This is a genomic window from Mycobacterium sp. TY815, assembly GCF_030755135.1.
GTDB lineage: Bacteria > Actinomycetota > Actinomycetes > Mycobacteriales > Mycobacteriaceae > Mycobacterium.
Genome location: NZ_JAUFRX010000002.1, coordinates 465972 through 489074, shown reverse-complemented (window position 1 = coordinate 489074; position 23103 = coordinate 465972). Strand labels below are relative to the sequence as shown.

Here is a 23103-nt window from a genome sequence, read left to right as displayed (position 1 = left end):
TTGCCCTCACCTCCTGCGTAGCAGCGTGATTCGGGATTCTTCGGGTACGAGCGGCATGTTGATGACGTGGGCGACGGCGCGCCCCGGGTCGATGCGGATGTAATTGGATTGCCCCCATTGGTATTCCTCGCCGGTGATCTCGTCGCGCACCCAGAAGCGCTCGTAGGGCTCCATGCCCAGTGCTGCCATGTCCAGGTGCAGAATCGCTTCTTCGGGCCCGAATGCGTTCAGCGTCACCACCACCAGCACGCAGTCGCCGGTTTCCGCGTCGAACTTGCTGTAAGCCAGCAGCGCGTCGTTGTCCACCGTGTGGAAGTGGATGGTGCGCAGCTGCTGCAGAGCCGGGTGCAGCCGCCGAATCTCGTTGAGCCGGGCGATGAACGGCTCCAACGACCGGCCTTCGGCCAGCGCGCCGGCGAAGTCGCGGGGCCGCAATTCGTACTTTTCCGAGTCGAGGTATTCCTCGCTGCCTTCGCGCACCGCGCGGTGCTCGAAGAGCTCGTAGCCGGAGTACACCCCCCACGCCGGGCTCATCGTTGCCGCCAGCACCGCGCGGATGGCGAACATGCCCGGACCGTTGTGCTGCAGCACCTCGTGCAGGATGTCCGGGGTGTTGACGAACAGATTCGGCGTCCGGAAGTCGGCGAGCTTGGCGATGTCGTTGCCGAACTCGGTGAGCTCCCACTTCGCCGTGCGCCAGGTGAAGTAGCTGTAGGACTGCGTGAAGCCCAGCTTGGCCAGCCCGTACTGGCGGGCCGGCGGGGTGAACGCCTCGGACAGGAACAGCACATCGGGGTCGACGGCCTTCACCTGGCCGATCAGCCAGGCCCAGAAGTCCGGTGGCTTGGTGTGCGGGTTGTCCACCCGAAACACCTTGACCCCGTGCTGAATCCAGTGACGCACCACCCGCAGCACCTCGTTGTAGAGCCCGGCGGGATCGTTGTCGAAGTTGAGCGGATAGATGTCCTGGTATTTCTTCGGCGGGTTCTCCGCGTAGGCGATGGTGCCGTCGGGCAGTTCGGTGAACCACTGGCGGTGGTCCCGGGCCCACGGGTGGTCCGGGGCGCACTGCAGCGCCAGGTCCAGCGCCACCTCCATGCCTAATTCTCTTGTAGCCGAGACGAAGTCGTCGAAGTCGTCGATCGTGCCCAGCGCCGGGTGGATGGCGTCGTGGCCGCCCTCGTCGCTGCCGATGGCCCAGGGCGATCCCACGTCGCCCGCGGCGGCGGTCGGATTGTTGTTGCGCCCCTTGCGGTGCACCTTGCCGATCGGGTGGATCGGCGGCAGGTAAACCACATCGAATCCCATATCGGCGATCCGGGGCAGCGCCGCCGCGGCAGTGGCGAACGTACCGTGCACCGGGCGGCCTTCGGCGTCCCAGCCGCCGGTGGAGCGGGGGAACATCTCGTACCACGACCCGAAACGAGCCAGGGTCCGGTCCACCCAGATGCCGTACTGCTGGCCACGGGTGACCAACTCGCGCAACGGGAACTGGTCGAGCAGGTCCTCGACGTCGGGTGCCAGTGCCAACGCGGTGCGGGTCAACGGATCACCGGGCTTGCGCAGAGCCGCGGCGGCATCGAGCAGCGGGTTCCGCTGTTGGCGCGGGACGCCGGTGGCGGCGCGTTCGAACAGTGCGGCGCCCACCAGCAGATCGTTGGAGAGTTCCTTTTCGCCCTGGCCCGCATCGAGTTTGGCGACCAGTCCGTGGCGCCAGGAATGAATCGGGTCACCCCATCCGTCTACCCGGAAAGTCCACAATCCCACCCTGTCCGGCGCGAATTGTCCGTGGAACACGTATGGCTCCAGGCCCATCGTCATCGGAAACTGCCGCGGTTTGACCTTCTCGGCGACTTCGACGCCCCCAGTCTCCTGCTCGGCGGCGGCTTGCACGGCTTTCATCCCGCGCGCGTCGGCGACGTGGGGGTAGCGGCTGCCGAGGTAGCGCACGACCAGGGTCGCCGCCACCGCCTCGTGCCCCTCGCGCCACACCGCCGCGCTGACCGGAATCACCTCACCGACCACCGCCTTGGCAGGATACGTACCACACGAGACCACGGGCTGAACGTCGTCGATCTCGATACGACCGGGCACCCAATCACTCCATTCGATTTCCCGGCTCTTCGGCGGCCCGTCGTTGCGCCGCGTCGTCGCCGGGGCGTTCCGGATTCGTCACCCCAGGCGGCCGCACGGTCGTCGTTGAGGTGTTATTCGTCAGCTCGATGTCTGTCGCCTCTTTGCGCCCCATACCCACCCTAGTGTCCTGCTACACCGGCGGGTGCTGAAGCACACTCGGCACGTGCAGGCCACGGAACGCTGCACGCAGCGAAAACCGCACTAAGGTTGAGATGCGTGAAAGCCCTCCGCCGCTTTACCGTCCGCGCCCACCTTCCTGACCGCCTGGCTGCGCTCGACCAGCTGTCGACCAACCTGCGCTGGTCGTGGGAGAAACCCACGCAGGACCTGTTCGCGAGCATCGACCCGGACTTGTGGTTCAAATGCGGCAAGGACCCGGTTGCGGTGCTGGGCGCCGTCAAGCCTGCGCGGCTCGACGAGTTGGCGTCCGACGAGGATTTCCTGCGTAGGCTCGACGAACTCGCAGCCGACTTGAACGACTATCTGACCCGTCCGCTCTGGTATCAGCAACAGGAAGCGGCCGGGGTCGTGATGCCCACCGGGATCGCCTATTTCTCGATGGAATTCGGCGTCGCGGAAGTGCTGCCGAATTATTCCGGTGGCCTCGGGATCCTGGCCGGTGATCATCTGAAGTCGGCCTCGGATCTGGGGTTGCCGCTGATCGCGGTCGGCCTGTATTACCGCTCCGGCTACTTCCGGCAGTCCCTGACCGCCGACGGTTGGCAGCAGGAGACCTACCCGTCGCTGGACCCGCAGGGATTGCCATTGCGGTTGCTGACCGACGCCACCGGTGACCCGGTGCTGGTCGAATTGGCGTTGCCGGATTCCGCGCGGCTGCGGGCGCGGGTGTGGGTGGCGCAGGTCGGCCGGGTGCCGCTGCTGCTGCTGGATTCCGATGTGCCGGAGAACGAGCATGATCTGCGCAGCGTCACCGACCGTCTGTACGGCGGCGATCAGGAACACCGCATCAAGCAGGAGATTCTGGCCGGCATCGGCGGGGTGCGGGCGATCCGTGCGTTCACTGCGATCGAGGGTCGCCCGGCCCCCGAGGTGTTCCACATGAATGAGGGCCACGCCGGCTTCCTCGGTGCCGAACGCATCCGCGAGCTGGTCACCGAGGCGGGACTCGACTACGACACCGCTGTGACGGTGGTGCGGTCCAGCACGGTATTCACCACACACACCCCGGTCCCGGCCGGCATCGACCGGTTCCCGGTGGAGATGGTGCAGCGGTACTTCGACGACGAAGGCGACAGCGTGACCACGCTCCTGCCGGGCGTACCGACACAGCGGATCCTCGCCCTGGGCGCCGAGGAGGATCCTGCGAAGTTCAACATGGCCCACATGGGGCTGCGCTTGGCGCAGCGGGCCAACGGGGTGTCGTTGTTGCACGGCGAGGTGAGCCGGGAGATGTTCAATGAACTCTGGCCTGGCTTCGACCCCGCCGAGGTGCCGATCGGGTCGATCACCAACGGCGTGCACGCGCGTACCTGGGCTGCGCCCCAGTGGCTGCAACTGGGCCGCGAGCTGGCGGGGTCCGACTCGTTCAGCGAGCCCGCCGTGTGGTTGCGGCTGCAGCAGGTCGACCCGGGGCATCTGTGGTGGATCCGGTCCCAGCTGCGCGAGCTGCTGGTCGAGGACGTTCGGGCGCGGCTGCGGCAGTCGTGGCTTGAGCGGGGCGCATCTGAAGCCGAGTTAGGTTGGATCGCAAAGGCATTCGATCCCAATGTGCTGACGGTCGGGTTCGCCCGGCGAGTCCCGACGTACAAGCGGCTTACCCTGATGCTGCGCGACCCGAGCCGGCTGGAGCGCCTGCTGCTGGACGAGGAACGCCCGATTCAGCTGATAGTCGCCGGCAAGTCGCACCCCGCCGACGACGGCGGCAAGGCGCTGATCCAGCAGGTGGTGCGGTTCGCCGACCGGCCGGAGGTGCGGCACCGGATCGCGTTTCTGCCGAACTACGACATGTCGATGGCGCGGTTGCTGTACTGGGGCTGCGACGTGTGGCTGAACAACCCGCTGCGGCCGCTGGAGGCCTGCGGCACGTCGGGCATGAAAAGCGCCCTCAACGGCGGCCTGAACCTGTCGATCCGCGACGGCTGGTGGGATGAGTGGTACGACGGCGAAAACGGTTGGGAGATACCGTCCGCCGACGGTGTCGCCGATGAGGACCGGCGTGACGACCTGGAGGCCACCGCGCTCTACAACCTGCTGGAGCAGGCGGTGGCCCCGAAGTTTTACGAACGCGACGAGCATGGGGTGCCGCCGCGCTGGATCGAGATGGTGCGACACACCCTGCAGACATTGGGCCCCAAGGTGCTGGCCTCCCGGATGGTCACCGACTACGTCGAGCGTTACTACACCCCGGCGGCCCAGTCGCGACGCAGCACCATCGCGGACGCGTTCGAGCCGGCTCGTGAGTTGACGGCATACCGGCGGCGGGCCGAGGAGGCGTGGCCCCGGATCGTCGTCACCGATGTCGACAGCACCGGACTGCCCGACACTCCGCTGCTCGGGTCGAAACTGACGTTGACCGCGACCGTCCAGTTAGCGGGGCTGGCGCCCGATGAGGTGACGGTGCAGGCGGTGCTGGGCCGGGTCGACAGCGGCGACGAGCTGCTCGACCCGCTGACCGTGGAGATGACCTATACCGGCAGCGCCGAGGGTGGCAACCAGGTCTTCTCCACGACGACGCCGTTGCCCCTGGCCGGGGCGCTGGGTTACACGGTGCGGGTGCTGCCGCGTCACCCGATGCTGGCCGCCAGCAGCGAGCTGGGCCTGGTCACATTGGCCTGAGTCTCCACCGCGAGCAGACGCGAAATCGCACTCTAGCCACGGAGAATCGTGCGATTTCGCCTCTGTTCGCGCCAAGCGAGTCAGCGCGGCGGCGGGGATTCGCGCAAACGCGTCAGCGCGGCGCGGACCTGCTGGGCGTTGGTGGTCTGCCAGAACGGCGGCAGCGACGCGCGCAGGTAGTCGCCGTAGCGTGCCGTCACCATGCGCGAGTCCAGCACCGCGACCACACCGCGGTCAGAGACCCGGCGCAGCAGCCGGCCCGAACCCTGCGCCAGCAACAGCGCCGCATGACTGGCCGCCACCGCCATGAATCCGTTGCCGCCGCGGGCGGCCACCGCGCGCTGGCGCGCGCTCAGCAGTGGGTCGTCGGGGCGGGGGAACGGGATGCGATCGATCAGCACCAGGGACAGCGACGGACCCGGGACGTCGACGCCCTGCCACAGTGACAACGTCCCGAACAGCGATGTCTCGGGGTCCTCGGCGAATTGCTCGACCAGTGCCGAGGTGCTGTCGTCGCCCTGACACAAAACGGGGGTGGCCAGCCGCTCACGCATGGCCTCGGCGGCGGCCCGCGCCGCGCGCATCGACGAGAAGAGCCCCAGTGTGCGACCGCCCGCGGCGGTGATCAACTCCGCGATCTCGTTGAGTTGTTCGGCCGAGCCGGTGCCGTCCCGACCGGGCGGCGGCAGATGCGCGGCGACGTAAAGGATCCCCGACTTGGCGTGGCTGAACGGCGATCCCACATCGATACCCCGCCACGTCGTATCTGCTTCGGTGAGGCCCCAGGCCTGCGCCATCGCGTCGAAAGCGCCGCCGACGGTGAGGGTCGCCGATGTCAGCACGGTCGTGGCACGCGAGAACACCTTCTCGGCCAGCAGGCCGGCCACCGACAAGGGCGCCACGCGCAGCACCGCGCGCGGCGTACCGCGGATCTCCTCGTGATCCAGCCAGACGATGTCCGTGCGATCGGGGATGGCCGGACCGAACGAAACGAGCATCCGCGCCGCGGTGTCGGAGATCTCGATCAGCACTGAGGCGGCTTCCGCGCGTGCCGCCGCCGCCCGCGCGTCGCTGGTGCTCTCGATCGCCGACCGGGCCGCGTTGGCGGCGTCGCGCAATGCGGTCAGGTACGTTGCCAGCTCGTCGTCGAGGTGGTCGATACGGCCCGGCGCGGCGTCGTGGATCGCCGAGGAGAAGGTGGCCGAGGCTGCCTCCAGGCGATGGACCAGTTCCGGGCCGACCAGTCGGGCGACGCGGCGTGCGGCCACCCCGAGGGTCGCCGACGTCAGCTCGGCGGTGGCCACCGAGGTCACCCGGTCGGTCAGTTCGTGCGCTTCGTCGACCACCAGCAAGGAATGTTCCGGCAGCACCGCGGAGTCCGATACGGCATCGATCGCCAGTAGCGCATGGTTGGTGACGACGACATCGGCGGTTCCGGCCCGCGCCCGTGCGCGCTCGGAGAAACACTCCGCGCCGAACGAGCAGCGCGCCACCCCGATGCATTCCCGCGCCGAAACGCTGACCTGCGACCAGGACCGGTCCGGCACACCGGGCTTCAGGTCGTCACGGTCACCGGAGTCTGTTTCGGCCGACCACTCGGTCAGCCGTTGCACGTCGCGGCCCAGCGCCGTGACCGCCATCGGGTTGAACAGTTCCTCCTGCGGCCGGTCGTCGGTGTCGTCCCCGGCGCTACCGTTATGAATCTTGTTCAGGCACAGATAGTTTCGTCGGCCCTTCAACAGCGCGAAGGTCGGTAGCCGGGGCAGCGCGCCGGCCAGTGAATCGGCCAGCCGGGGCAGGTCGCGGTCGACGAGCTGGCGCTGCAATGCGATCGTGGCGGTCGACACGACCACGGGTGCGTCGTCCTCGATTGCCCGGACGATGGACGGAACCAGGTACGCCAACGACTTTCCGGTGCCGGTGCCGGCCTGCACAACCAGGTGCTCGCCGGTGTCGAAGGCGCGCGCCACCTCGGTGGCCATCTCCACCTGACCGCTGCGCTCGCTGCCGCCGAGCGCCGATACCGCGATCGCCAGCAACGCCGGGACGGACTCGGTCATCGGTTCAGGCCGGAATGGTTCGCGTCGGGATCGCCGGATCGCCGGGCGACAGGGCCAGTCCCTCCCACGGCAGGCTGCGCTGCCCGGCGGCGACCAAGTTCCGCGCCACTGTCAAATCACTGTCCATCAGGACCTCGCCGCCGTGAACCAGCGCCGTGGTCAGGACACGGTGCGGCTCGCTGACCGACGGCGCGCGCCCGAACGGATGCACGACCTCCTCGGTAATCGTGCCCGTCGGCCGCGACAACCGCAGCGCCGCTTTGCGGCCGCCGTGCGACTCCTTCTGGCTGCTGCGCTTCTGCACCGCGATGCCGTCCACCTCCACCAGCTTGTAGACCATGCTCGCCGTCGGCGCACCCGAGCCGGTGACCAGGGAGGTGCCCACCCCGTAACTGTCCACCGGAGCGGCGAGCAAGCCCGCGATGGCGAACTCGTCGAGATCGCTGGACAGCACGATGCGGGTCTTCGAGGCACCCAGCTCATCGAGTTGGGCACGCACCTGGTGGGCCAGCACCGCCAGGTCCCCGGAGTCGATGCGGACGGCACCCAGCGCCGTACCGGCGGCGGCCACGGCGTTGGCCACCCCGGTGGTGACGTCGTACGTGTCGACCAGCAGCGTGGTATCCGGCCCCAGTGCCGCGACCTGCGCGCGGAACGCCGCCAACTCGTCGGGGCCCTGATCGGTGGTGTGCAGCATGGTGAACGCGTGCGCGGCGGTTCCCACCGACGGCACACCGAATCGACGCTGCGCCTCGAGGTTGGATGTCCCGGCGAATCCTGCGATGTAGGCGGCCCGCGCGGATGCGACCGCCGCCTGCTCATGGGTGCGCCGCGAACCCATTTCGATCACGGGGCGGTCGCCGGCCGCGCTGACCATGCGCGCGGCCGCCGACGCGATCGCGGTGTCGTGGTTGAAGATCGACAGGATCAGGGTTTCCAGCAGCACGCATTCGGCGAAGCTGCCGTGCACCGTCAACACCGGGGAGTACGGGAAGTACAGCTCGCCCTCGGCGTACCCGTCGATGTCCCCGCGGAAGCGGAAGTCCCGCAGATACTCCACCGTGTCGGCGTCGAGGAACTCCGACAGCAACGCACAGGCGTCGCCGTCGAACCTGAACTGCGGCAAGGTTTCCAGCAGCCGGCCGGTTCCGGCGACCACCCCGTAGCGCCGGCCCGCCGGAAGCCGCCGCGCGAACACTTCCCAGCTGGTGCGCCGGTGCGCGGTACCGTCGCGCAGGGCCGCGGCCAGCATGGTCAACTCGTATTTGTCGGTCAGCAGCCCAGCAAGTACCGAGTCGTTCACATCGCAAAGGTATCGGCTGGCTGCAATACCGGCCTGGCTCGGTATCCTTACGCCATGGTTGTAGCGATCGCGCCGGCCAAGCCGGGCAGCACCGGGCAACGAGAATCCGCTCCGGTCGAAGCTACGACGAGTCCATGGGTGACCATCGTCTGGGACGACCCGGTCAACTTGATGACCTACGTGACGTATGTCTTCCAGAAGTTGTTCGGGTACAGCGAACCGCACGCCACCAAGCTGATGCTGCAGGTGCACAACGAAGGAAAGGCCGTGGTGTCGTCAGGCAGTCGGGAGTCCATGGAGGTCGACGTGTCCAAGCTCCATGCCGCCGGGTTGTGGGCGACCATGCAGCAGGACCGCTGAGTTCTGATAGTGCGCAAATGGAAGCGCGTCGAAACCCGCAACGGACCTCGTTTCCGGTCGTCGCTGGCCCCGCACGAGGCGGCTCTGCTGCAGAACCTGGTGAGTGCGATGGCCGGCCTGCTCGACGAGCGGCAGGCCACGTCGCCGGCTGACGAACTCGAAGAGATCACCGGTATCAAGACCGGACATTCCGAGCGTCCGGCGGACGCGACACTCGGGCGCCTGCTACCGGACTTCTATCGCAACGACGACGGCGATCCACTGACTCTGGAGGCCTCCGAAGCCCTGAACTCGGCGCTGCGCAGTCTGCACGAGCCGGAGATCATCGAGGCCAAACGGGTTGCGGCGCAACAGTTGCTGGATACGTTGCCGGTCAACGGCGGCAGGTTCGAGCTGACCGAGGAGAGCGCCAACGCCTGGATTTCGGCCGTCAACGATCTGCGGCTGACGTTGGGCGTCATGCTCGAGATCGGGCCGCAAGGCCCGGAGCGGTTGCCCGCCGACCACCCGCTGGCCGCCCACTTCGACGTCTATCAGTGGCTGACGGTGTTGCAGGAGTATCTGGTGCTGGTGCTGATGGGGCCACGATGACCCCTGTAAAAGGCAAGACGGTCAGATGAACTCCATCACCGACGTCGGCGGAATCCGCGTCGGCCATCACCACCGGCTGGACCCCGACGCGTCCCTCGGGGGCGGGTGGGCCTGCGGCGTCACCGTGGTGCTGCCGCCCCCGGGCACGGTGGGCGCCGTGGACTGCCGCGGCGGTGCGCCGGGAACGCGAGAGACCGACCTGCTCGACCCCGTCAACAGCGTGCGCTACGTCGACGCGGTGCTGCTGGCCGGCGGCAGTGCGTTCGGGCTCGCCGCCGCCGACGGCGTCATGCGCTGGCTGGAGGAACGTCAGCGCGGCGTCGCGATGGGTGACGGTGTGGTGCCGATCGTCCCAGGGGCGGTGATCTTCGATCTTCCGGTCGGAGCCTGGGATTGCCGGCCGACGGCCGAGTTCGGCTACGCCGCATGCGTGGCGGCCGACGGCTCCGGCGACGCGGCGCCAGTCGCCGTCGGGACGGTCGGCGCCGGCGTCGGGGCGCGCGTCGGAGTGCTGAAAGGGGGCGTCGGGACCGCGTCGGTCACGCTTCCCTCCGGCATCACCGTCGGGGCGCTGGCCGTGGTGAACGCGGCCGGCGAAGCCGTCGACCCAGCGACCGGCCTGCCGTGGATGGCGGAGTTGACCGACCAGTTCGCGCTGACGCCACCGCCGTCCGAGCAGATCGCGGCGCTGGCGCAGTTACCGTCCCCGTTGAGCGAGCTGAATACCACGATCGCCGTGGTCGCCACGGATGCGGCGCTCAGCCCCGCGGGGTGCCGTCGCGTCGCGATCGCCGCCCACGACGGTCTGGCCCGGACGCTGCGGCCCGCTCACACCCCCCTGGACGGCGACACCGTCTTCGCCCTGGCGACCGGCGCCGTCGAGGTGCCACCGTCCGCCAAGACCCCGGCCGCGCTGTCGCCGGAGACCGGTCTGCTCACCACGGTGGGCGCGGCCGCCGCCGACTGCCTGGCCCGGGCGGTGCTCGACGGAGTCATCGCCGCGGAATCGGTGGCCGCGATACCGGCGTACCGCGACGTGCTGCCGGGTGCGTTCCGGCGGTGAAGGCATCGCGGTGCTGGTGATCCGTGCCGATCTCGTCGACGCGATGGTCGCCCATGCCCGCCGGGACCACCCCGACGAAGCCTGCGGTGTACTGGCCGGTCCCGACGGCTCGGACCGTCCGGAGCGACACATTCCCATGGTCAACGCGGAACGGTCGCCGACGTTCTACCGATTCGATTCCGGCCAGCAACTCGAGGTGTGGCAGGCCATGGAGCGCGCGAATGAGGGCCCCGTCGTCATCTACCACTCCCACCCCGGCAGCGACGCGTATCCGAGTCGCACGGATATCGACCTGGCGGCCGAACCCGGCGCGCACTATGTGGTGGTGTCCACCCGAGACCCGCACCGGCACGAACTGCGCAGCTACCGCATTGTCAACGGTGTCGTCAGCGAGGAACCTGTTGACATCGTCGAGCAGTACTGAGCCCACGCGACAGAAAGGCCAGCATGACCGTCACCGTCTCCATTCCGACCATCCTGCGACCCCACACCGGTGGCGAGAAGCGCGTCTCGGCCAGTGGCGACACGCTGGGTGCCGTCATCACAGACCTGGAAGCCAACTACGCGGGCATCTCGGATCGGCTCATCGATAACGGCCGCCTGCACCGCTTCGTGAACATCTACGTCAACGACGAGGATGTGCGCTTCTCCGGCGGTCTGGACACCGCCGTCGCGGACGGCGACTCGGTCACCATCCTGCCTGCGGTCGCGGGCGGTCAAGGCGAGGTCTACCGGTAGCCTGGACCTTTGGACCCAGGGCGATGAGGAGGATCGGCGCATGAACAAACCGGCGCCGGCGAACCAGTCGAACAAGAAGCCGGGCTGGGTGATCGGCGCGACGACGATCATCACCTTCGTGGCCCTGCTCTATGTCGTTGAGCTGATCGATCAACTCAGCGGTGGCCGGCTGGACCGCAACGGCATCCGGCCGCTGACCACCGACGGCCTGTGGGGGATCGTCTTCGCCCCGGTCTTGCACGCGAACTGGCAGCATCTGATCGCCAACACGGTGCCGATGCTGGTGCTGGGCTTCCTGATGACACTGGCCGGACTGTCCCGGTTCGTGTGGGCCACCGCGATCATCTGGATCCTGGGTGGCTTCGGGACCTGGCTGATCGGCAACGTCGGCAGCAGCTGCGGCCCGACCGACCACATCGGCGCATCGGGGCTGATCTTCGGCTGGCTTGCCTTCTTGCTGGTATTCGGCATCTTCGTGCGCAAAGTGTGGGACATCATCATCGGCCTGGTCGTGCTGTTCGTCTACGGCGGTGTGCTGCTCGGCGCCCTGCCCGTCCTGGGCGTGTGCGGTGGCGTGTCCTGGCAGGGCCACTTGTGCGGCGCGATCGCCGGCGTGGTGGCGGCCTATCTGTTGTCGGCTCCCGAACGCAAGGCCCGCGAGCGGAAGAGGGCCCTGGGCGCACCGCACCTGAAGACATGAGTTCGCCCCTGGCTCCCATCGGAGTCTTCGATTCCGGTGTCGGAGGACTCACGGTCGCGCGGGCGATCATCGACCAGTTGCCCGACGAGGACATCATCTACGTCGGCGACACCGGCAACGGGCCGTACGGACCGCTGCCCATCCCGGAGATCCGTGCCCACGCGCTGGCCATCGGAGACGATCTGGTCAGCCGCGGCGTCAAGGCATTGGTGATTGCGTGCAACTCCGCCTCCGCCGCCTGCCTGCGGGATGCGCGGGAACGGTACGACGTGCCCGTCGTCGAAGTAATCCTGCCGGCGGTGCGCCGCGCGGTGGCCGCCACCCGCAACGGCCGCATCGGGGTGATAGGCACGCGGGCGACGATCAACTCCCACGCCTACCAGGATGCGTTCGCCGCCGCGCGCGACACCGAGATCACCGCGGTGGCCTGCCCCCGGTTCGTCGACTTCGTCGAGCGCGGCGTCACCAGTGGTCGGCAGGTGCTGGGTCTGGCCGAGGGTTATCTGGAACCGCTGCAGCGCGCCGAGGTCGACACGCTGGTGTTGGGGTGCACGCACTACCCGCTGCTGTCCGGACTGATCCAACTCGTGATGGGGGAGGACGTCACTCTGGTCTCCAGCGCCGAGGAGACCGCCAAGCAAGTGCTGCGCGTGCTCACCGAACGCGACTTGTTGCGTCCGCACGAGGGACCGCCGGCCACGCGGGTCTTCGAGGCGACCGGTGACCTCGAGGCGTTCACCAAACTCGCCTCCCGATTCCTCGGGCCCGCGGTGGTGGGGGTCGAACCCGCCCGACAGGCTCCCGTCTCGTGAAAAAGCCGACGATTCTGATGGCCCAATGCGGCGATGTTTTCCCCATCGTGCTAACTGGCATGGCACAGTGGTGTCCGTGCGACTAACCGTGCTCGGATGCTCTGGCAGCGTCGTGGGTCCGGACTCGCCCGCGTCGGGTTATCTACTCCGGGCACCGGACACTCCGCCGCTTGTCATCGACTTCGGCGGGGGGGTGTTGGGCGCACTGCAAAGACATGCCGATCCGGGTTCGGTCCACGTGTTGCTGTCGCATCTGCACGCCGACCACTGCCTGGATGTGCCCGGTCTTTTCGTGTGGCGGCGGTATCACCCGACCGCCAAACCCAACGGCAAGGCGTTGCTGTACGGGCCGAGCGACACGTGGTCGCGGCTGGGGGCGGCGTCGTCCCCCTACGGTGGCGAAATCGACGATTGCTCGGACATCTTCGACGTTCGCCACTGGGTGGACGGCGAGGCGGTCGACATCGGCGCCCTGAGCGTGCTGCCGCGGGTCGTCGCGCACCCCACCGAGTCGTTCGGCCTGCGTTTCACCGACCCGAGCGGGGCCTCGCTGGTGTACAGCGGGGACACCGGGGAATGCGACCAACTCGTCGAACTGGCCCGCGGCGCCGATGTATTCCTGTGCGAGGCCTCCTGGACGCACTCGCCGAAAAATCCGCCCGCCCTTCATCTGTCGGGCACCGAAGCCGGTCGGGCCGCGGCTGCGGCCGGCGTGCGGGAGTTGCTGCTGACGCACATCCCGCCTTGGACCTCTCGCGAGGATGTCATCAGCGAGGCCAAGGCCGAGTTCGACGGGCCCGTGCACGCGGTGGTGCCCGGCGAGACGATCGAAGTCCGGCGCGCCGGCTGAGAGTGCCACCGAGTGTGCCGTGACCGCGCGATTTTCGACCTATCGCCGCGGTGAGCGCGCACCGAAAGCAGTGCCCGCACACTCAGTGCCGTCCGAGCGCACCAGAGGCCCGGCGATAGGGTGGACCTTGTGTCCAAACGAGAAGACGGCCGCCTCGACGACGAGCTTCGCCCGGTAACCATCACCCGCGGATTCACCGACCACCCGGCGGGTTCGGTGCTGATCGAATTCGGCGGCACGAAGGTCATGTGCACCGCCAGCGTCACCGAGGGGGTGCCGCGCTGGCGCAAGGGATCGGGCTTGGGCTGGCTCACCGCGGAGTACGCGATGTTGCCGTCCGCCACCCACACCCGCTCGGACCGGGAATCCGTCAAGGGCCGCGTTGGCGGACGTACGCAGGAGATCAGCCGATTGGTCGGCCGGTCACTGCGGGCGTGCATCGACCTGGGCGCACTGGGCGAGAACACCATCGCTGTCGACTGCGACGTGCTGCAGGCCGACGGCGGGACCCGGACGGCGGCGATCACCGGTGCCTATGTGGCGCTGGCCGACGCCGTCACCTACCTGTCGGCGGCCGGCAAGCTCTCCGACCCGCGCCCGCTGTCCTGCGCGATCGCCGCGGTGAGCGTCGGTGTGGTCGACGGCCGGGTCCGCGTCGATCTGCCCTACGAGGAGGACTCGCGCGCCGAGGTCGACATGAACGTTGTCGCGACCGACACTGGCACGCTGGTCGAAGTGCAGGGCACCGGCGAGGGCGCGACCTTCCCGCGCTCGACCCTGGACAAACTGCTCGACATGGCGCTGGGCGCATGCGACAAGCTATTCGCCGCCCAGCGCGAGGCGTTGGCGCTGCCGTACCCCGGCGTGCTGCCCGAGGGGCCGAAGGCATCGAAAGCGTTCGGAAGCTGAGCATGCCGGACGGTGCTGACCCGTCCCCCGCAAGCGGGCGGTGCCCCCAGCGCCCGGCTCCGCCGGGCTTGCGGCTGCTGGTGGCCAGCCGCAACCGCAAGAAGCTGGCCGAGTTGCAGCGGGTGCTCGACGGCGCCGGGTTGTCCGGGGTGACGCTGGTATCGCTGGATGATGTGCCGCCCTTCGACGAGGCACCGGAAACCGGTGCGACGTTTGAAGACAACGCGCTGGCCAAGGCGCGCGACGCGTTCGCCGCGACCGGCCTGCCGAGTGTCGCCGACGACTCCGGATTGGAAGTCGCCGCGCTGAACGGCATGCCCGGCGTGCTGTCCGCACGCTGGTCGGGCAATCACGGCGACGACGGCGCCAACACCGCACTGCTGCTCGCGCAGATGCGCGACGTGCCCGACGAGCGGCGCGGCGCAGCGTTCGTCTCGGCCTGCGCGCTGGTCGCCGATGGACAGCAGGTCGTGGTCCGCGGCGAGTGGCCCGGCACCATCGCGCACGAGCCGCGCGGCGACGGGGGCTTCGGCTACGACCCGGTGTTTCTTCCCGCTGAAGGGGATGGCCGCACTGCAGCGCAACTCAGCGCGGCAGAGAAAGACGCGGTGTCACACCGTGGTCGCGCGCTGGCCCTGCTGCTGCCGGCGCTGCGGACCCTGTAGGTCAGAGCCCTCAGACCGCTCAGACCGCGAAGTTGGCCTTGACCTCTTTGGTCTGCCGATGCTCGACGATGATCCCGAGCAGCGGAATGGTGCCGGCCAGCAGCACGCCGATGGTCTTACCGATCGGCCACCGAACTTTGATCGCAAGGTTGAACGCAGCCAGCACATAGACGAAATACACCCAGCCGTGTACGACTTCGATCCACCGGACCTCGCGGTGGTACACCAGGTGCGAAACGACCTCGCCGCACAAGACGATCAGCCAGATACCGGTCGTCCACGCCATCACCCGGTAAGCCAACAACGCGGAGCGGATCTTGTCGGCGGGGAACGCCGAAGCGCTGCGTTCGGGCGTCTCAGGTGTGCTCATGCGGTCGTCCTTTTCTGCTGTTCAGCATCGTCTTTGGCGAGTTCGGCCAAATAGGCGTTGTACTCGCGTAGCGCGGGATCGTCAGGCTGTTGGGGTGCGGGCTTCGGTCGCTCGGGAAGCAGCCCGGGAGGAATCTCGGTGACGGTGTCCCGGGGGGCCGGCGGCGCCTCTTCGTAGCGGACGAATTTGCGGTACGCATAGATGCAGAACGCGGCGAACATCGGCCATTGCAGGGCGTAGCCGAGGTTCTGGTAGGTCCCCGACACCGACTGAAACCGGGTCCACTGCCACCAGCCCAGCGCCAGGCAGCCGCAGGCAGCGAAGATAACGAGCGCGATGGCTGCGGGCCGTCTGCGCCTCGTGCGGACCGGGGTGGACACCCTACGACGGTACCGCGTACGAGTTTTCGGCCACGAAGTCCTCGAGCGTGCCGCGCAGTCGCCGGGCGTGAACCAGGGGCGAGATTCTTGCCGAATTTTCGCCGAATTTCCGCCGTCGGTTCAAGCTCGGTGTCCGCGTGGCGGCCTGGTCGAAATCCGGAGCGGTACGATCGACCGACGCAGCGGGCGTGATGAAATTGGCAGACATGCCGGCTTTAGGTGCCGGTGCTCTTAGAGCGTGTGGGTTCGAGTCCCTCCGCCCGCACTCGTAACTGCTAAGCGGTTCGCTCATTTCAGCGAACGAGTGTTTATTGAAAGCCCAGATCGGGAAGTTGGCTACTTACCGTGCTTCAACCGTTTCACGGAACCTTCCGACACCCCCGGGACGAACTATGGCTTCGACACTTCGCAGTGTCCTGCAATGGAGTAAAGCGCCTGCAGAAGGCGTGTCAACAGCGTCAACGCCGTGGGCGAACGTGGCACGCGGGCTCGCTGCCCGGGCGACCACGCCCCTGCTCCCCGACGACTACCTGAAGTTCCTCAACCCGCTCTGGTCGGCGCGCGAGCTGCGGGGCCTGATTGTCGGTGTACAACCGGAAACCGAAGACTCGGCGACCGTGACGATCAAGCCAGGGTGGGGGTTCTCCGGTGATTACCAGGCCGGTCAATACGTGGGCATCGGTCTGCGCATCGACGGTCGCTGGCACTGGCGGTCGTACTCGCTGACCTCGGTTCCCCGCCGGGACAACAAGCACATCACCATCACGGTGAAGGCCACGCCCGAAGGTTTCCTGTCCACGCACCTGGTGGACGGCGTCAAACCCGGCACCATCGTGCGACTGGCGGCTCCCAAGGGGGATTTCGCGCTGCCCGAGCCGCCGCCGGAGAAGATCCTCTTCATCACCGCCGGTAGCGGCATCACGCCGGTGATGGCCATGTTGCGAACCTTTCAGTCGCGCCGACAGCAGGCGGACATCGTCCACATTCATTCAGCGCCGAGTGAATCGGACGTGATATTCCACGACGAGTTGCGCGAACTCGAGAGATCCCAGCCTGGTTACCGGCTGCATCTGCAACTCACCGGAACTCAGGGTCATCTGAATTTGGACGAGCTGGCCGACATCGCAGCCGACTGGAAAGAACGCCCCGCCTGGGTCTGCGGTCCCTCCGCGCTGCTGGATGACGCCGAGAAGCTCTACGAGAAAGCCGATCTCGGAGATCAGCTGCACATGGAGCGCTTCACGATCGCCGCTACCGACAAAGGTGGCGAAGGTGGGACGGTCACCTTCTCGGTCTCGGACAAGACGGTCGAAATCGACGGCGCCACATCGCTTCTGGACGCAGGAGAACAGGTAGGCATTCAGATGCCCTTCGGTTGCCGTATGGGGATCTGCCAAACCTGTGTACTGCCGCTGGAATCGGGGCATGTCCGCGACTTCCGGTCGGGAACCGAACACCGGGAAGGCGACCGCATCCAGACCTGCATCTCCACCGCCTCCGGCGACTGCACGCTCAAGATCTGACTCAATCTTCCGAGGAATAGAGGAACAATGGCCATCACCGATATCAAGGAATACGCCCACCTGACCGCCGAGGACGTCGAGCAGCTTGCGCAGGAGCTGGACGCGATCCGTGCCGAAGTGGAAGAGTCCCGCGGCGAACGCGACGCGCGCTACATCCGACGCTCTATTCAACTGCAGCGCGCGCTGGCCGCCGGCGGCCGAATCGCGTTGTTCGCCAGCCGAAACAAGTTCGCGTGGCTGGCCGGAACCGGAATGCTCGGAATGGCAAAGATTATCGAGAACATGGAGCTCGGCCACAACATCATCCATGGGCAATGGGACTGGATGAATGACCCCGAAATCCATTCCACCGAATGGGAGTGGGACACCACCTGCCCGAGCGTGCAATGGAAGCACTCCCACAACTTCGTCCACCACAAGTACACCAACGTCGTCGACCTGGACGCCGACGTCGGCTACGGCATCATGCGGGTCACTCGTGACGAGCCTTGGGAGCCTTACTATCTGGGCAACCCGATCTACAACATCCTGCTCGGCACACTGTTCGAGTGGGGCGTCGCGCTGCACCACATCGAGTCGAAGAAGCTCCGCAAGAAGGAGAAGACCTGGGCCGAGGCGCGCAAGGACCTCCGAGTGATCGGCACGAAGGTCGCCAAGCAGGCCGGCAAAGATTATCTGGTGTTCCCGGCGCTGGCCGGGCGCAACTGGAAGCAGACCATGAAGGCCAATGTCGTGGCCAACCTGATCCGCAACTACTGGTCGTACATGGTCATCTTCTGCGGCCACTTCCCGGACGGCGCAGAGAAGTTCACCAAGGAGGAGTTCGAGAACGAGACGCAGGGAGAGTGGTACCTGCGCCAGATGCTGGGATCGGCGAACTTCAATGCCGGACCGGTGATGGCGTTCGTCAGCGGCAACCTGTGCTATCAGATCGAGCACCACTTGTTCCCGGACCTGCCCAGCAACCGGTATGCGGAGATTTCGGTACGCGTGCGCGAGCTGTGCGAGAAATACGATCTGCCCTACACGACGGGATCCCTTGGCCGCCAATACTTTCAGTCGTTCTGGACGATTCTGAAGCTCGCGTTGCCGGATAGCATGCTCAAGGCGACTTCCGATGACGCGCCGGAGACGCGTTCGGAGTTGAAATTTCGCGTACGCGCCGGCCTGAAGGAGAGCTTCGTTGATCCCGAGACAGGCCGGCGCCGCGGTTTGCGCACCGCTTTGCGCGAGTTGCGTTCCGCGGCGGCCTAACTTGTGCCGCGACCGGTCCGCTGCTGCAATTCCTCGATCACCTGGGATGCCTGCGCTTTGGTCAGGTCGTCGGGAACATCCGCGCCGGCCTCCTGGGCCAAGGTCTGCACATAACTGCGCTGGGGACCGGTCATCGGTTCATCGCCGGTCACCCAGTCCGCAGGGTCCTTCTCCGGGTTCTCCTGGGGGGCCTGCACTGCTTCGTTGTTGCTCATGTCTGTCACCTCCGCACCCCGGATAGCCATCGCACAAACTTTCGAAACCTGCCGCCGGCGGTCAGTCGATACGATCACAGGAACGTGTGCGCAATCCGCCCTGAACCCGACGGGAGATCCTGTGTCCATTGCACAACGCGAACGAGCCGCGCTGGTGGAGACCATCCGTGCTGTGGGGCCCGAGGCGCCCACCCTGTGTGAGGGGTGGACAACCCGCGACCTGGCGGCACACCTGGTGATCAGGGAATACCGGTTGGACGCCGCCCCGGGCATCCTCATACCGTTCTTCGCCGGGCACACCGAAAAGGTGCAGAACGAGGTCGCCGAGCACACGGGCTGGGACGAACTGGTGGGCAAGGTCGCGTCCGGCCCGCCGGCTTATTCTCCCTTCAAGGTGCTGGACCCGGTGATCAACGTTGCCGAGATGTTCATTCACCACGAGGACGTTCGTCGCGCCGGCGCGAGTTGGGAGCCCCGCAAGCTCGAACCCGGCCTGAAAAACCGGCTCGCCCGGACTGTCCCCTTGATGGGGCGCCTCACGCTGGCGAAGGTTCCCGGGCGGGTCGCGTTACGGACCACCGAGGGCAAGACGTTGCTGACCGCGGGAAACGGACCGGCCGTCACGGTCACGGGTGAACCCGAGGAACTGCTGCTGTTCGCGGTGGGCCGGGCCGCCCGGGTCGACTTCGAGGGCGACGAATCAGCGGTGCGGGCCGTCCGGGAGGCTCCCAAGGGCTTCTAGCGCGGAGTACGGAAGCCGATGCCGTATGCCTTACAGTCTCCTAGGTAGTTCGTAACCTGGCTGGAGGCGTGTGGTGAGTGCCCTGTTGTCAATCCCGCGGTACCCCACCGATGTGACGCCGGAGTGGCTGTCGACGGTGCTCAGCGCGCGCGGAACCTCCGTCGAGGTTGCCGACGCCGAGGTGGTGGCGATCGGCACCGGACAAACCGGGGCCACCTACCGGGTAACGGCCACGTATCGGTCGGACCCCGCAGGGTTGCCGCTGACGTTCGTCATCAAGTTGCCGGCTCAGGATGACGCCGTGCGGGATCGGGTGGTGTTCGGCTACCGCAGCGAGTGCTCGTTCTACAACTCCGTGGCCGACCGGGTGCGGGTCCCCGTGCCCGAGTGTTTCTACTGTGAGATCACCGACGACGCAATGGAATACGCGCTGTTGCTGGCTGATCAGGCACCCGCGGTGCAGGGCGACCAGATCGTGGGTTGCGGTGAGCGGGAGGCACGCCTGTCGGTGACCGCGCTGGCCGGCCTGCACGGACCCACCTGGTGTGACCCGAGATGGCTGGATCTGCCCGGCATCGCTTTCGGGCGCCCCGACGAGGAGTCGGCCAAGGGGCTCGGTGACGTGGCGCAGATGAGCGCGGACATCACGCTGGACAAGCTCGGTGACCGGATGACCGAGCAGGACCGTGAGACTTTCCGCGACACAATGCGTCTGGTGACACCATGGTTACTTGCCGAGCACGACCGGTATGCGCTGCTGCACGGTGACTACCGTCTGGACAACCTGTTGTTTGACCCCGGCCGCACCCGGGTTTGCGTGGTCGACTGGCAGACGCTCGGGATCGGACTTCCGGCGCGAGATCTCGCGTACTTCACGGCCACCAGCCTCGACTCGCAATTGCGGCCGGTCATCGAGCAAAGCCTGGTCGATGACTATCACCTGGCGCTGCTCGGCCACGGCGTCTCCGGCTACGACCGCGACGCCTGCTGGCGTGACTATCGGCTGGGAGTCGTTCAAGCACCGTTGATTTCAGCTCTGGGATTCGCATTCGCCTCGTCGACCGACCGCGGCGACGACATGGTGCTGACCATGCTCACCCGGGGGTGTCAGGCGATTCGCGACCTGGGGACGCTGGACCTGATCGGTTGATCAGGACGGGCGCTTCGCGAGGGGCGCGACCATCTGCACTACCTGCTTGCGGTCAAGCACCACCGTCGACCCATCGGGCAGCCCCAGGATCCGGTCCGTCGCAACGCCATACAGTTTCAGCCGCTTGACCGCGTCATCGATGGCCCGGCGGCGAGTCCTCGTGTCCGGTGCGTCCATGATGCGAATGACGTGCGTGTCCATGCTGGCAGCGAACCCCTGAATCATGTCACCGACACCCTCGGGATCAAAGGTGTCGAACACGCCCTGCTGCACCCCGTCGGTGATGAGTTCGGTCAGAACCGGACGGAACAGGTCCTCCCAGATTGCGACGATTCTCTGGAACAGCGGCCGGTTCTGCGGTGTCAGCAGTGATCTCATCGCCGCGATCTGTTCCGGGGCTCCCATGGCCATCTTGACCTGGTAGCTCGCCGCGAGTCCGGCATTGAGCCGTTCCAGCGCATTGGTGCCCGGCTGGGCGAACACCGGGCGCAACGCCTCGAACGCTTCCTCGGCACTGCGCCGGGCGAGCGCTTCGACCAGTGCCTCCTTCGACGGAAAGTAGTGATAGAAGGCGCCTTTGGACGTGCCTGCGGTGGCGAGTAGATCGTTCAGGCTGACGTTCTCGTAGCCGCGTTCGAGAAACAGGGCCAGTGCCTGGTCGAGCACTTCGGCCTGTCGGACGCTTCGCTGCTTGACGACGCGTGGCATCGTGGTGGCGGATCAGTCGGACTTCTTCGCCCAGCCGACGTAGGCGAGATACAGACCGCACACTGCGAGCAGCCCGAATCCGATCCGCACCCGGGTGATGGCGGAACCCGAGGGTCGGGTGGAGGCTTCGGCGGCGTCGATGATCAATTGCGGCATGGCGAGCAACGCGAAACCCCGCAACAGCAGAAACCAGCCGAACAGGGAGATGATCACCGCGGCGAGGCTGCGCCAATACTGATGGAACGCAACGATGAACAGCCCGCAGAAGAACAGCAGGGCGCCCGTCGCCCATGGCCACATGGGGTCTTTGGCGAAGGTCGACAAGAGGCCGTCGAGTTCGGCGGCCCTGATGGCCACGATGGCCGGGACCACGGCGATGAACGGTCCGAGCACGCGCGCAAAGGAGCGGGTGCGCTGGCTACTGTCGGTCAGGTTCGCGAGGCTGTTCATTGTGATCACTGCTGTCCCCATGCTGATAAACCGCGGCCGGTTTTAGACCGCTGGTCTAATATTTTAGACCAGCGGTCTAAAAGTGGAAACGATTCTCCGGTGAGGACAAGCGGCCGTTACCGCTGTGCCGCCTTGACCAGGTTGGACCCGATGATCAGTTGCTGAATCTCGCTGGTGCCCTCATAGAGTCGCAGCAGCCGTACGTCCCGATAGATGCGCTCCACCGGGACGCCGCGCATGTAGCCACTGCCGCCGTGCACCTGCACCGCGAGATCGGCCACCTTGCCGGCCATTTCGGTGCAGAACAGCTTGGCCGCCGACGGCGCGATGCGCCGATCCGAGTTGTCCACCCACTGACGGGCGGTGTCGCGGACCAGGGCGCGTCCGGCCAGCACCCCGGTCTGCTGCTCGGCCAGCATCGCCTGCACCAGCTGGAAGCTGCCGATCGGCGTGCCGCCCTGGGTGGCGGTCGCGGCGTAGGCCACGGATTCGTCGAGGGCGCGTTGGGCCGCACCCACCGCAATGGCGGCGATGTGGACCCGTCCCCGTGCCAGCGAGGTCATGGCCGCGCGGTAGCCGATGTCTTCATTGCCGCCGATCAGCGCGGTGTCGTCGACGCGGACGTCGGTGAAGCTGACGTCAGAGGTCCAGGCGCCCTCCTGGCCCATCTTGGCGTCCTTCACGCCCACCTCCACGCCGGGCGCGTCGGCCGGAACCAGGAAGACGGCGATTCCAGGGCCCTGGTCGTCGGCGGGCCTGGTCCGGGCGAAGACGATGAACAGGTCGGCGACGGGCGCGTTGGTGATGAAGCGTTTCTGCCCGTTGATCACCCAGTCTTGGCCGTCGCGAACCGCTTTCGTTTTCAACCCGGCCGGGTTGGATCCGGCTCCGGGTTCGGTCAGCGCGAAGGAGGCCACCGTGTCGCCGGATGCGATCGACTCCAGCCAGCGGCCCTTCTGTTCGTCGGTACCGAAGCCGACCAGGACCTGCCCGGCGATGCCGTTGTTGGTGCCGAACATCGAGCGCAGCGCCAGCGACGTATACCCCAGCTCCATCGCCATCTCGACGTCCTGGACCAGGTTCAGGCCGAGGCCGCCAAATTCCTGCGGGATCGCATAGCCGAACAGGCCCATCTTCTTGGCCTGGTCACGCAGATCATCGGGCACCCGGTCGTCATCGAGGATCTCCTGTTCGCGCGGGACGACGGCGGTCCGGATGAAGTGGCGGGTCTGCGCCAGGATCTCCTGAAAATCCTCGTCGGGGACCTCGGCGACCTCTGAAGTCATGGTGAGGAGCTCCTTCCGGGCCGGTTGGCAACGCTGGCTATA

At 66.8% G+C, this 23103-nt stretch carries 24 protein-coding genes and 1 tRNA gene; 16 read left to right on the top strand and 9 right to left on the bottom strand.

All coding sequences use genetic code 11. The features are described from left to right. Positions 1-6: 6 nt before the first annotated feature. Positions 7-2094, bottom strand: coding sequence for an alpha-1,4-glucan--maltose-1-phosphate maltosyltransferase (locus QXK92_RS21870; RefSeq protein ID WP_306245166.1), 2088 nt, complete (start codon positions 2092-2094; stop codon positions 7-9). A 258-nt stretch (positions 2095-2352) separates the two neighbouring features. Between QXK92_RS21870 and QXK92_RS21865 the strand changes: the two genes are divergently transcribed. Further along, positions 2353-4932, top strand: coding sequence for a glycosyltransferase family 1 protein (locus tag QXK92_RS21865; protein ID WP_306245164.1), 2580 nt, complete (start codon positions 2353-2355; stop codon positions 4930-4932). 80 nt (positions 4933-5012) lie between these two features. Here QXK92_RS21865 and QXK92_RS21860 read toward each other — a convergent pair whose 3' ends face one another. Together QXK92_RS21860 and QXK92_RS21855 are read right to left on the bottom strand one after the other, a co-directional pair. Continuing rightward, a complete protein-coding gene (locus QXK92_RS21860) occupies positions 5013-6992 on the bottom strand; it encodes an ATP-dependent DNA helicase (RefSeq protein WP_306245162.1) in 1980 nt (659 codons plus the stop codon). 4 nt (positions 6993-6996) lie between these two features. Continuing rightward, positions 6997-8295 carry a nicotinate phosphoribosyltransferase gene (locus QXK92_RS21855; RefSeq protein WP_306245159.1) on the bottom strand — a complete coding sequence of 433 codons (1299 nt, stop codon included), beginning with the start codon at positions 8293-8295 and terminating at the stop codon, positions 6997-6999. A 54-nt stretch (positions 8296-8349) separates the two neighbouring features. Here QXK92_RS21855 and clpS point away from each other — a divergent pair, with 54 nt between their 5' ends. The 10 genes from clpS (at position 8350) to rdgB (ending at position 14983) form a co-directional block, all read left to right on the top strand. Then, complete coding sequence (gene clpS / locus QXK92_RS21850; protein ID WP_055579620.1) at positions 8350-8655, top strand: ATP-dependent Clp protease adapter ClpS; 306 nt, start codon at positions 8350-8352, stop codon at positions 8653-8655. A 9-nt stretch (positions 8656-8664) separates the two neighbouring features. Continuing rightward, positions 8665-9246, top strand: a complete 582-nt coding sequence (locus QXK92_RS21845) for a DUF2017 domain-containing protein (RefSeq protein WP_306245158.1) — start codon at positions 8665-8667, stop codon at positions 9244-9246. A gap of 25 nt (positions 9247-9271) precedes the next feature. Continuing rightward, positions 9272-10309 (top strand): P1 family peptidase, encoded by a 1038-nt coding sequence (locus QXK92_RS21840; protein WP_306245156.1) that lies wholly within the window; start codon positions 9272-9274, stop codon positions 10307-10309. Further along, positions 10293-10733 (top strand): Mov34/MPN/PAD-1 family protein, encoded by a 441-nt coding sequence (locus QXK92_RS21835; protein WP_371934577.1) that lies wholly within the window; start codon positions 10293-10295, stop codon positions 10731-10733. The genes QXK92_RS21840 and QXK92_RS21835 overlap by 17 nt, the downstream gene beginning before the upstream one ends. A gap of 23 nt (positions 10734-10756) precedes the next feature. Then, a complete protein-coding gene (locus QXK92_RS21830) occupies positions 10757-11047 on the top strand; it encodes a MoaD/ThiS family protein (protein WP_306245155.1) in 291 nt (96 codons plus the stop codon). A gap of 40 nt (positions 11048-11087) precedes the next feature. Then, a complete protein-coding gene (locus QXK92_RS21825) occupies positions 11088-11747 on the top strand; it encodes a rhomboid family intramembrane serine protease (RefSeq protein ID WP_306245154.1) in 660 nt (219 codons plus the stop codon). Further along, the gene (gene murI / locus QXK92_RS21820) at positions 11744-12559 is read left to right on the top strand and encodes a glutamate racemase (RefSeq protein WP_306245152.1); all 816 of its coding nucleotides are present in this window, start codon (positions 11744-11746) and stop codon (positions 12557-12559) included. Before QXK92_RS21825 ends, murI begins: the two co-directional genes overlap by 4 nt. A gap of 70 nt (positions 12560-12629) precedes the next feature. Next, entirely contained in the window at positions 12630-13409 is a 780-nt protein-coding gene (locus QXK92_RS21815; RefSeq protein WP_306245150.1) for a cyclic nucleotide-degrading phosphodiesterase, read from the top strand. A gap of 129 nt (positions 13410-13538) precedes the next feature. Further along, complete coding sequence (rph, locus tag QXK92_RS21810) at positions 13539-14318, top strand: ribonuclease PH (RefSeq protein ID WP_306245148.1); 780 nt, start codon at positions 13539-13541, stop codon at positions 14316-14318. A gap of 68 nt (positions 14319-14386) precedes the next feature. Next, positions 14387-14983, top strand: coding sequence for an RdgB/HAM1 family non-canonical purine NTP pyrophosphatase (gene rdgB / locus QXK92_RS21805; protein ID WP_306245146.1), 597 nt, complete (start codon positions 14387-14389; stop codon positions 14981-14983). Positions 14984-15002: 19 nt separating this feature from the next. On the opposite strand, the gene QXK92_RS21800 is transcribed toward rdgB, so the two are convergent. Together QXK92_RS21800 and QXK92_RS21795 are read right to left on the bottom strand one after the other, a co-directional pair. Continuing rightward, entirely contained in the window at positions 15003-15353 is a 351-nt protein-coding gene (locus QXK92_RS21800) for a DUF3817 domain-containing protein (protein ID WP_306245144.1), read from the bottom strand. Continuing rightward, positions 15350-15733, bottom strand: coding sequence for a hypothetical protein (locus QXK92_RS21795; RefSeq protein ID WP_306245141.1), 384 nt, complete (start codon positions 15731-15733; stop codon positions 15350-15352). The genes QXK92_RS21800 and QXK92_RS21795 overlap by 4 nt, the downstream gene beginning before the upstream one ends. A 182-nt stretch (positions 15734-15915) precedes the next feature. Here QXK92_RS21795 and QXK92_RS21790 point away from each other — a divergent pair. The 3 genes from QXK92_RS21790 to QXK92_RS21780 all read left to right on the top strand — a co-directional run bounded on the left by QXK92_RS21790 (position 15916) and on the right by QXK92_RS21780 (position 18510). After that, positions 15916-15998: transfer RNA gene (locus tag QXK92_RS21790), tRNA-Leu, on the top strand. A gap of 127 nt (positions 15999-16125) precedes the next feature. Next, positions 16126-17256 carry a ferredoxin reductase gene (locus QXK92_RS21785; protein ID WP_306245140.1) on the top strand — a complete coding sequence of 377 codons (1131 nt, stop codon included), beginning with the start codon at positions 16126-16128 and terminating at the stop codon, positions 17254-17256. 27 nt (positions 17257-17283) lie between these two features. After that, entirely contained in the window at positions 17284-18510 is a 1227-nt protein-coding gene (locus QXK92_RS21780) for a fatty acid desaturase (protein ID WP_306245138.1), read from the top strand. On the opposite strand, the gene QXK92_RS21775 is transcribed toward QXK92_RS21780, so the two are convergent. After that, complete coding sequence (locus QXK92_RS21775) at positions 18507-18725, bottom strand: DUF3072 domain-containing protein (RefSeq protein WP_306245136.1); 219 nt, start codon at positions 18723-18725, stop codon at positions 18507-18509. The two genes, QXK92_RS21780 and QXK92_RS21775, sit on opposite strands and share 4 nt — an antisense overlap. Before the next feature lie 121 nt (positions 18726-18846). Between QXK92_RS21775 and QXK92_RS21770 the strand changes: the two genes are divergently transcribed. After that, positions 18847-19467, top strand: coding sequence for a TIGR03085 family metal-binding protein (locus QXK92_RS21770; protein WP_306245135.1), 621 nt, complete (start codon positions 18847-18849; stop codon positions 19465-19467). 82 nt (positions 19468-19549) lie between these two features. Further along, positions 19550-20617: a phosphotransferase family protein gene (locus tag QXK92_RS21765; RefSeq protein ID WP_306246396.1), complete on the top strand. Its 1068-nt coding sequence runs from the start codon at positions 19550-19552 to the stop codon at positions 20615-20617. Here QXK92_RS21765 and QXK92_RS21760 read toward each other — a convergent pair whose 3' ends face one another. From QXK92_RS21760 to QXK92_RS21750, 3 genes are all read right to left on the bottom strand, one after another. Next, on the bottom strand, positions 20618-21325 hold the full coding sequence (locus QXK92_RS21760; RefSeq protein WP_306245133.1) for a TetR/AcrR family transcriptional regulator: 708 nt from the start codon (positions 21323-21325) through the stop codon (positions 20618-20620). A 12-nt stretch (positions 21326-21337) separates the two neighbouring features. Further along, positions 21338-21775, bottom strand: a complete 438-nt coding sequence (locus tag QXK92_RS21755) for a hypothetical protein (protein WP_306245131.1) — start codon at positions 21773-21775, stop codon at positions 21338-21340. A 116-nt stretch (positions 21776-21891) separates the two neighbouring features. Further along, complete coding sequence (locus QXK92_RS21750; protein WP_306245129.1) at positions 21892-23061, bottom strand: acyl-CoA dehydrogenase family protein; 1170 nt, start codon at positions 23059-23061, stop codon at positions 21892-21894. Between the last annotated feature and the right edge of the window lie 42 nt (positions 23062-23103).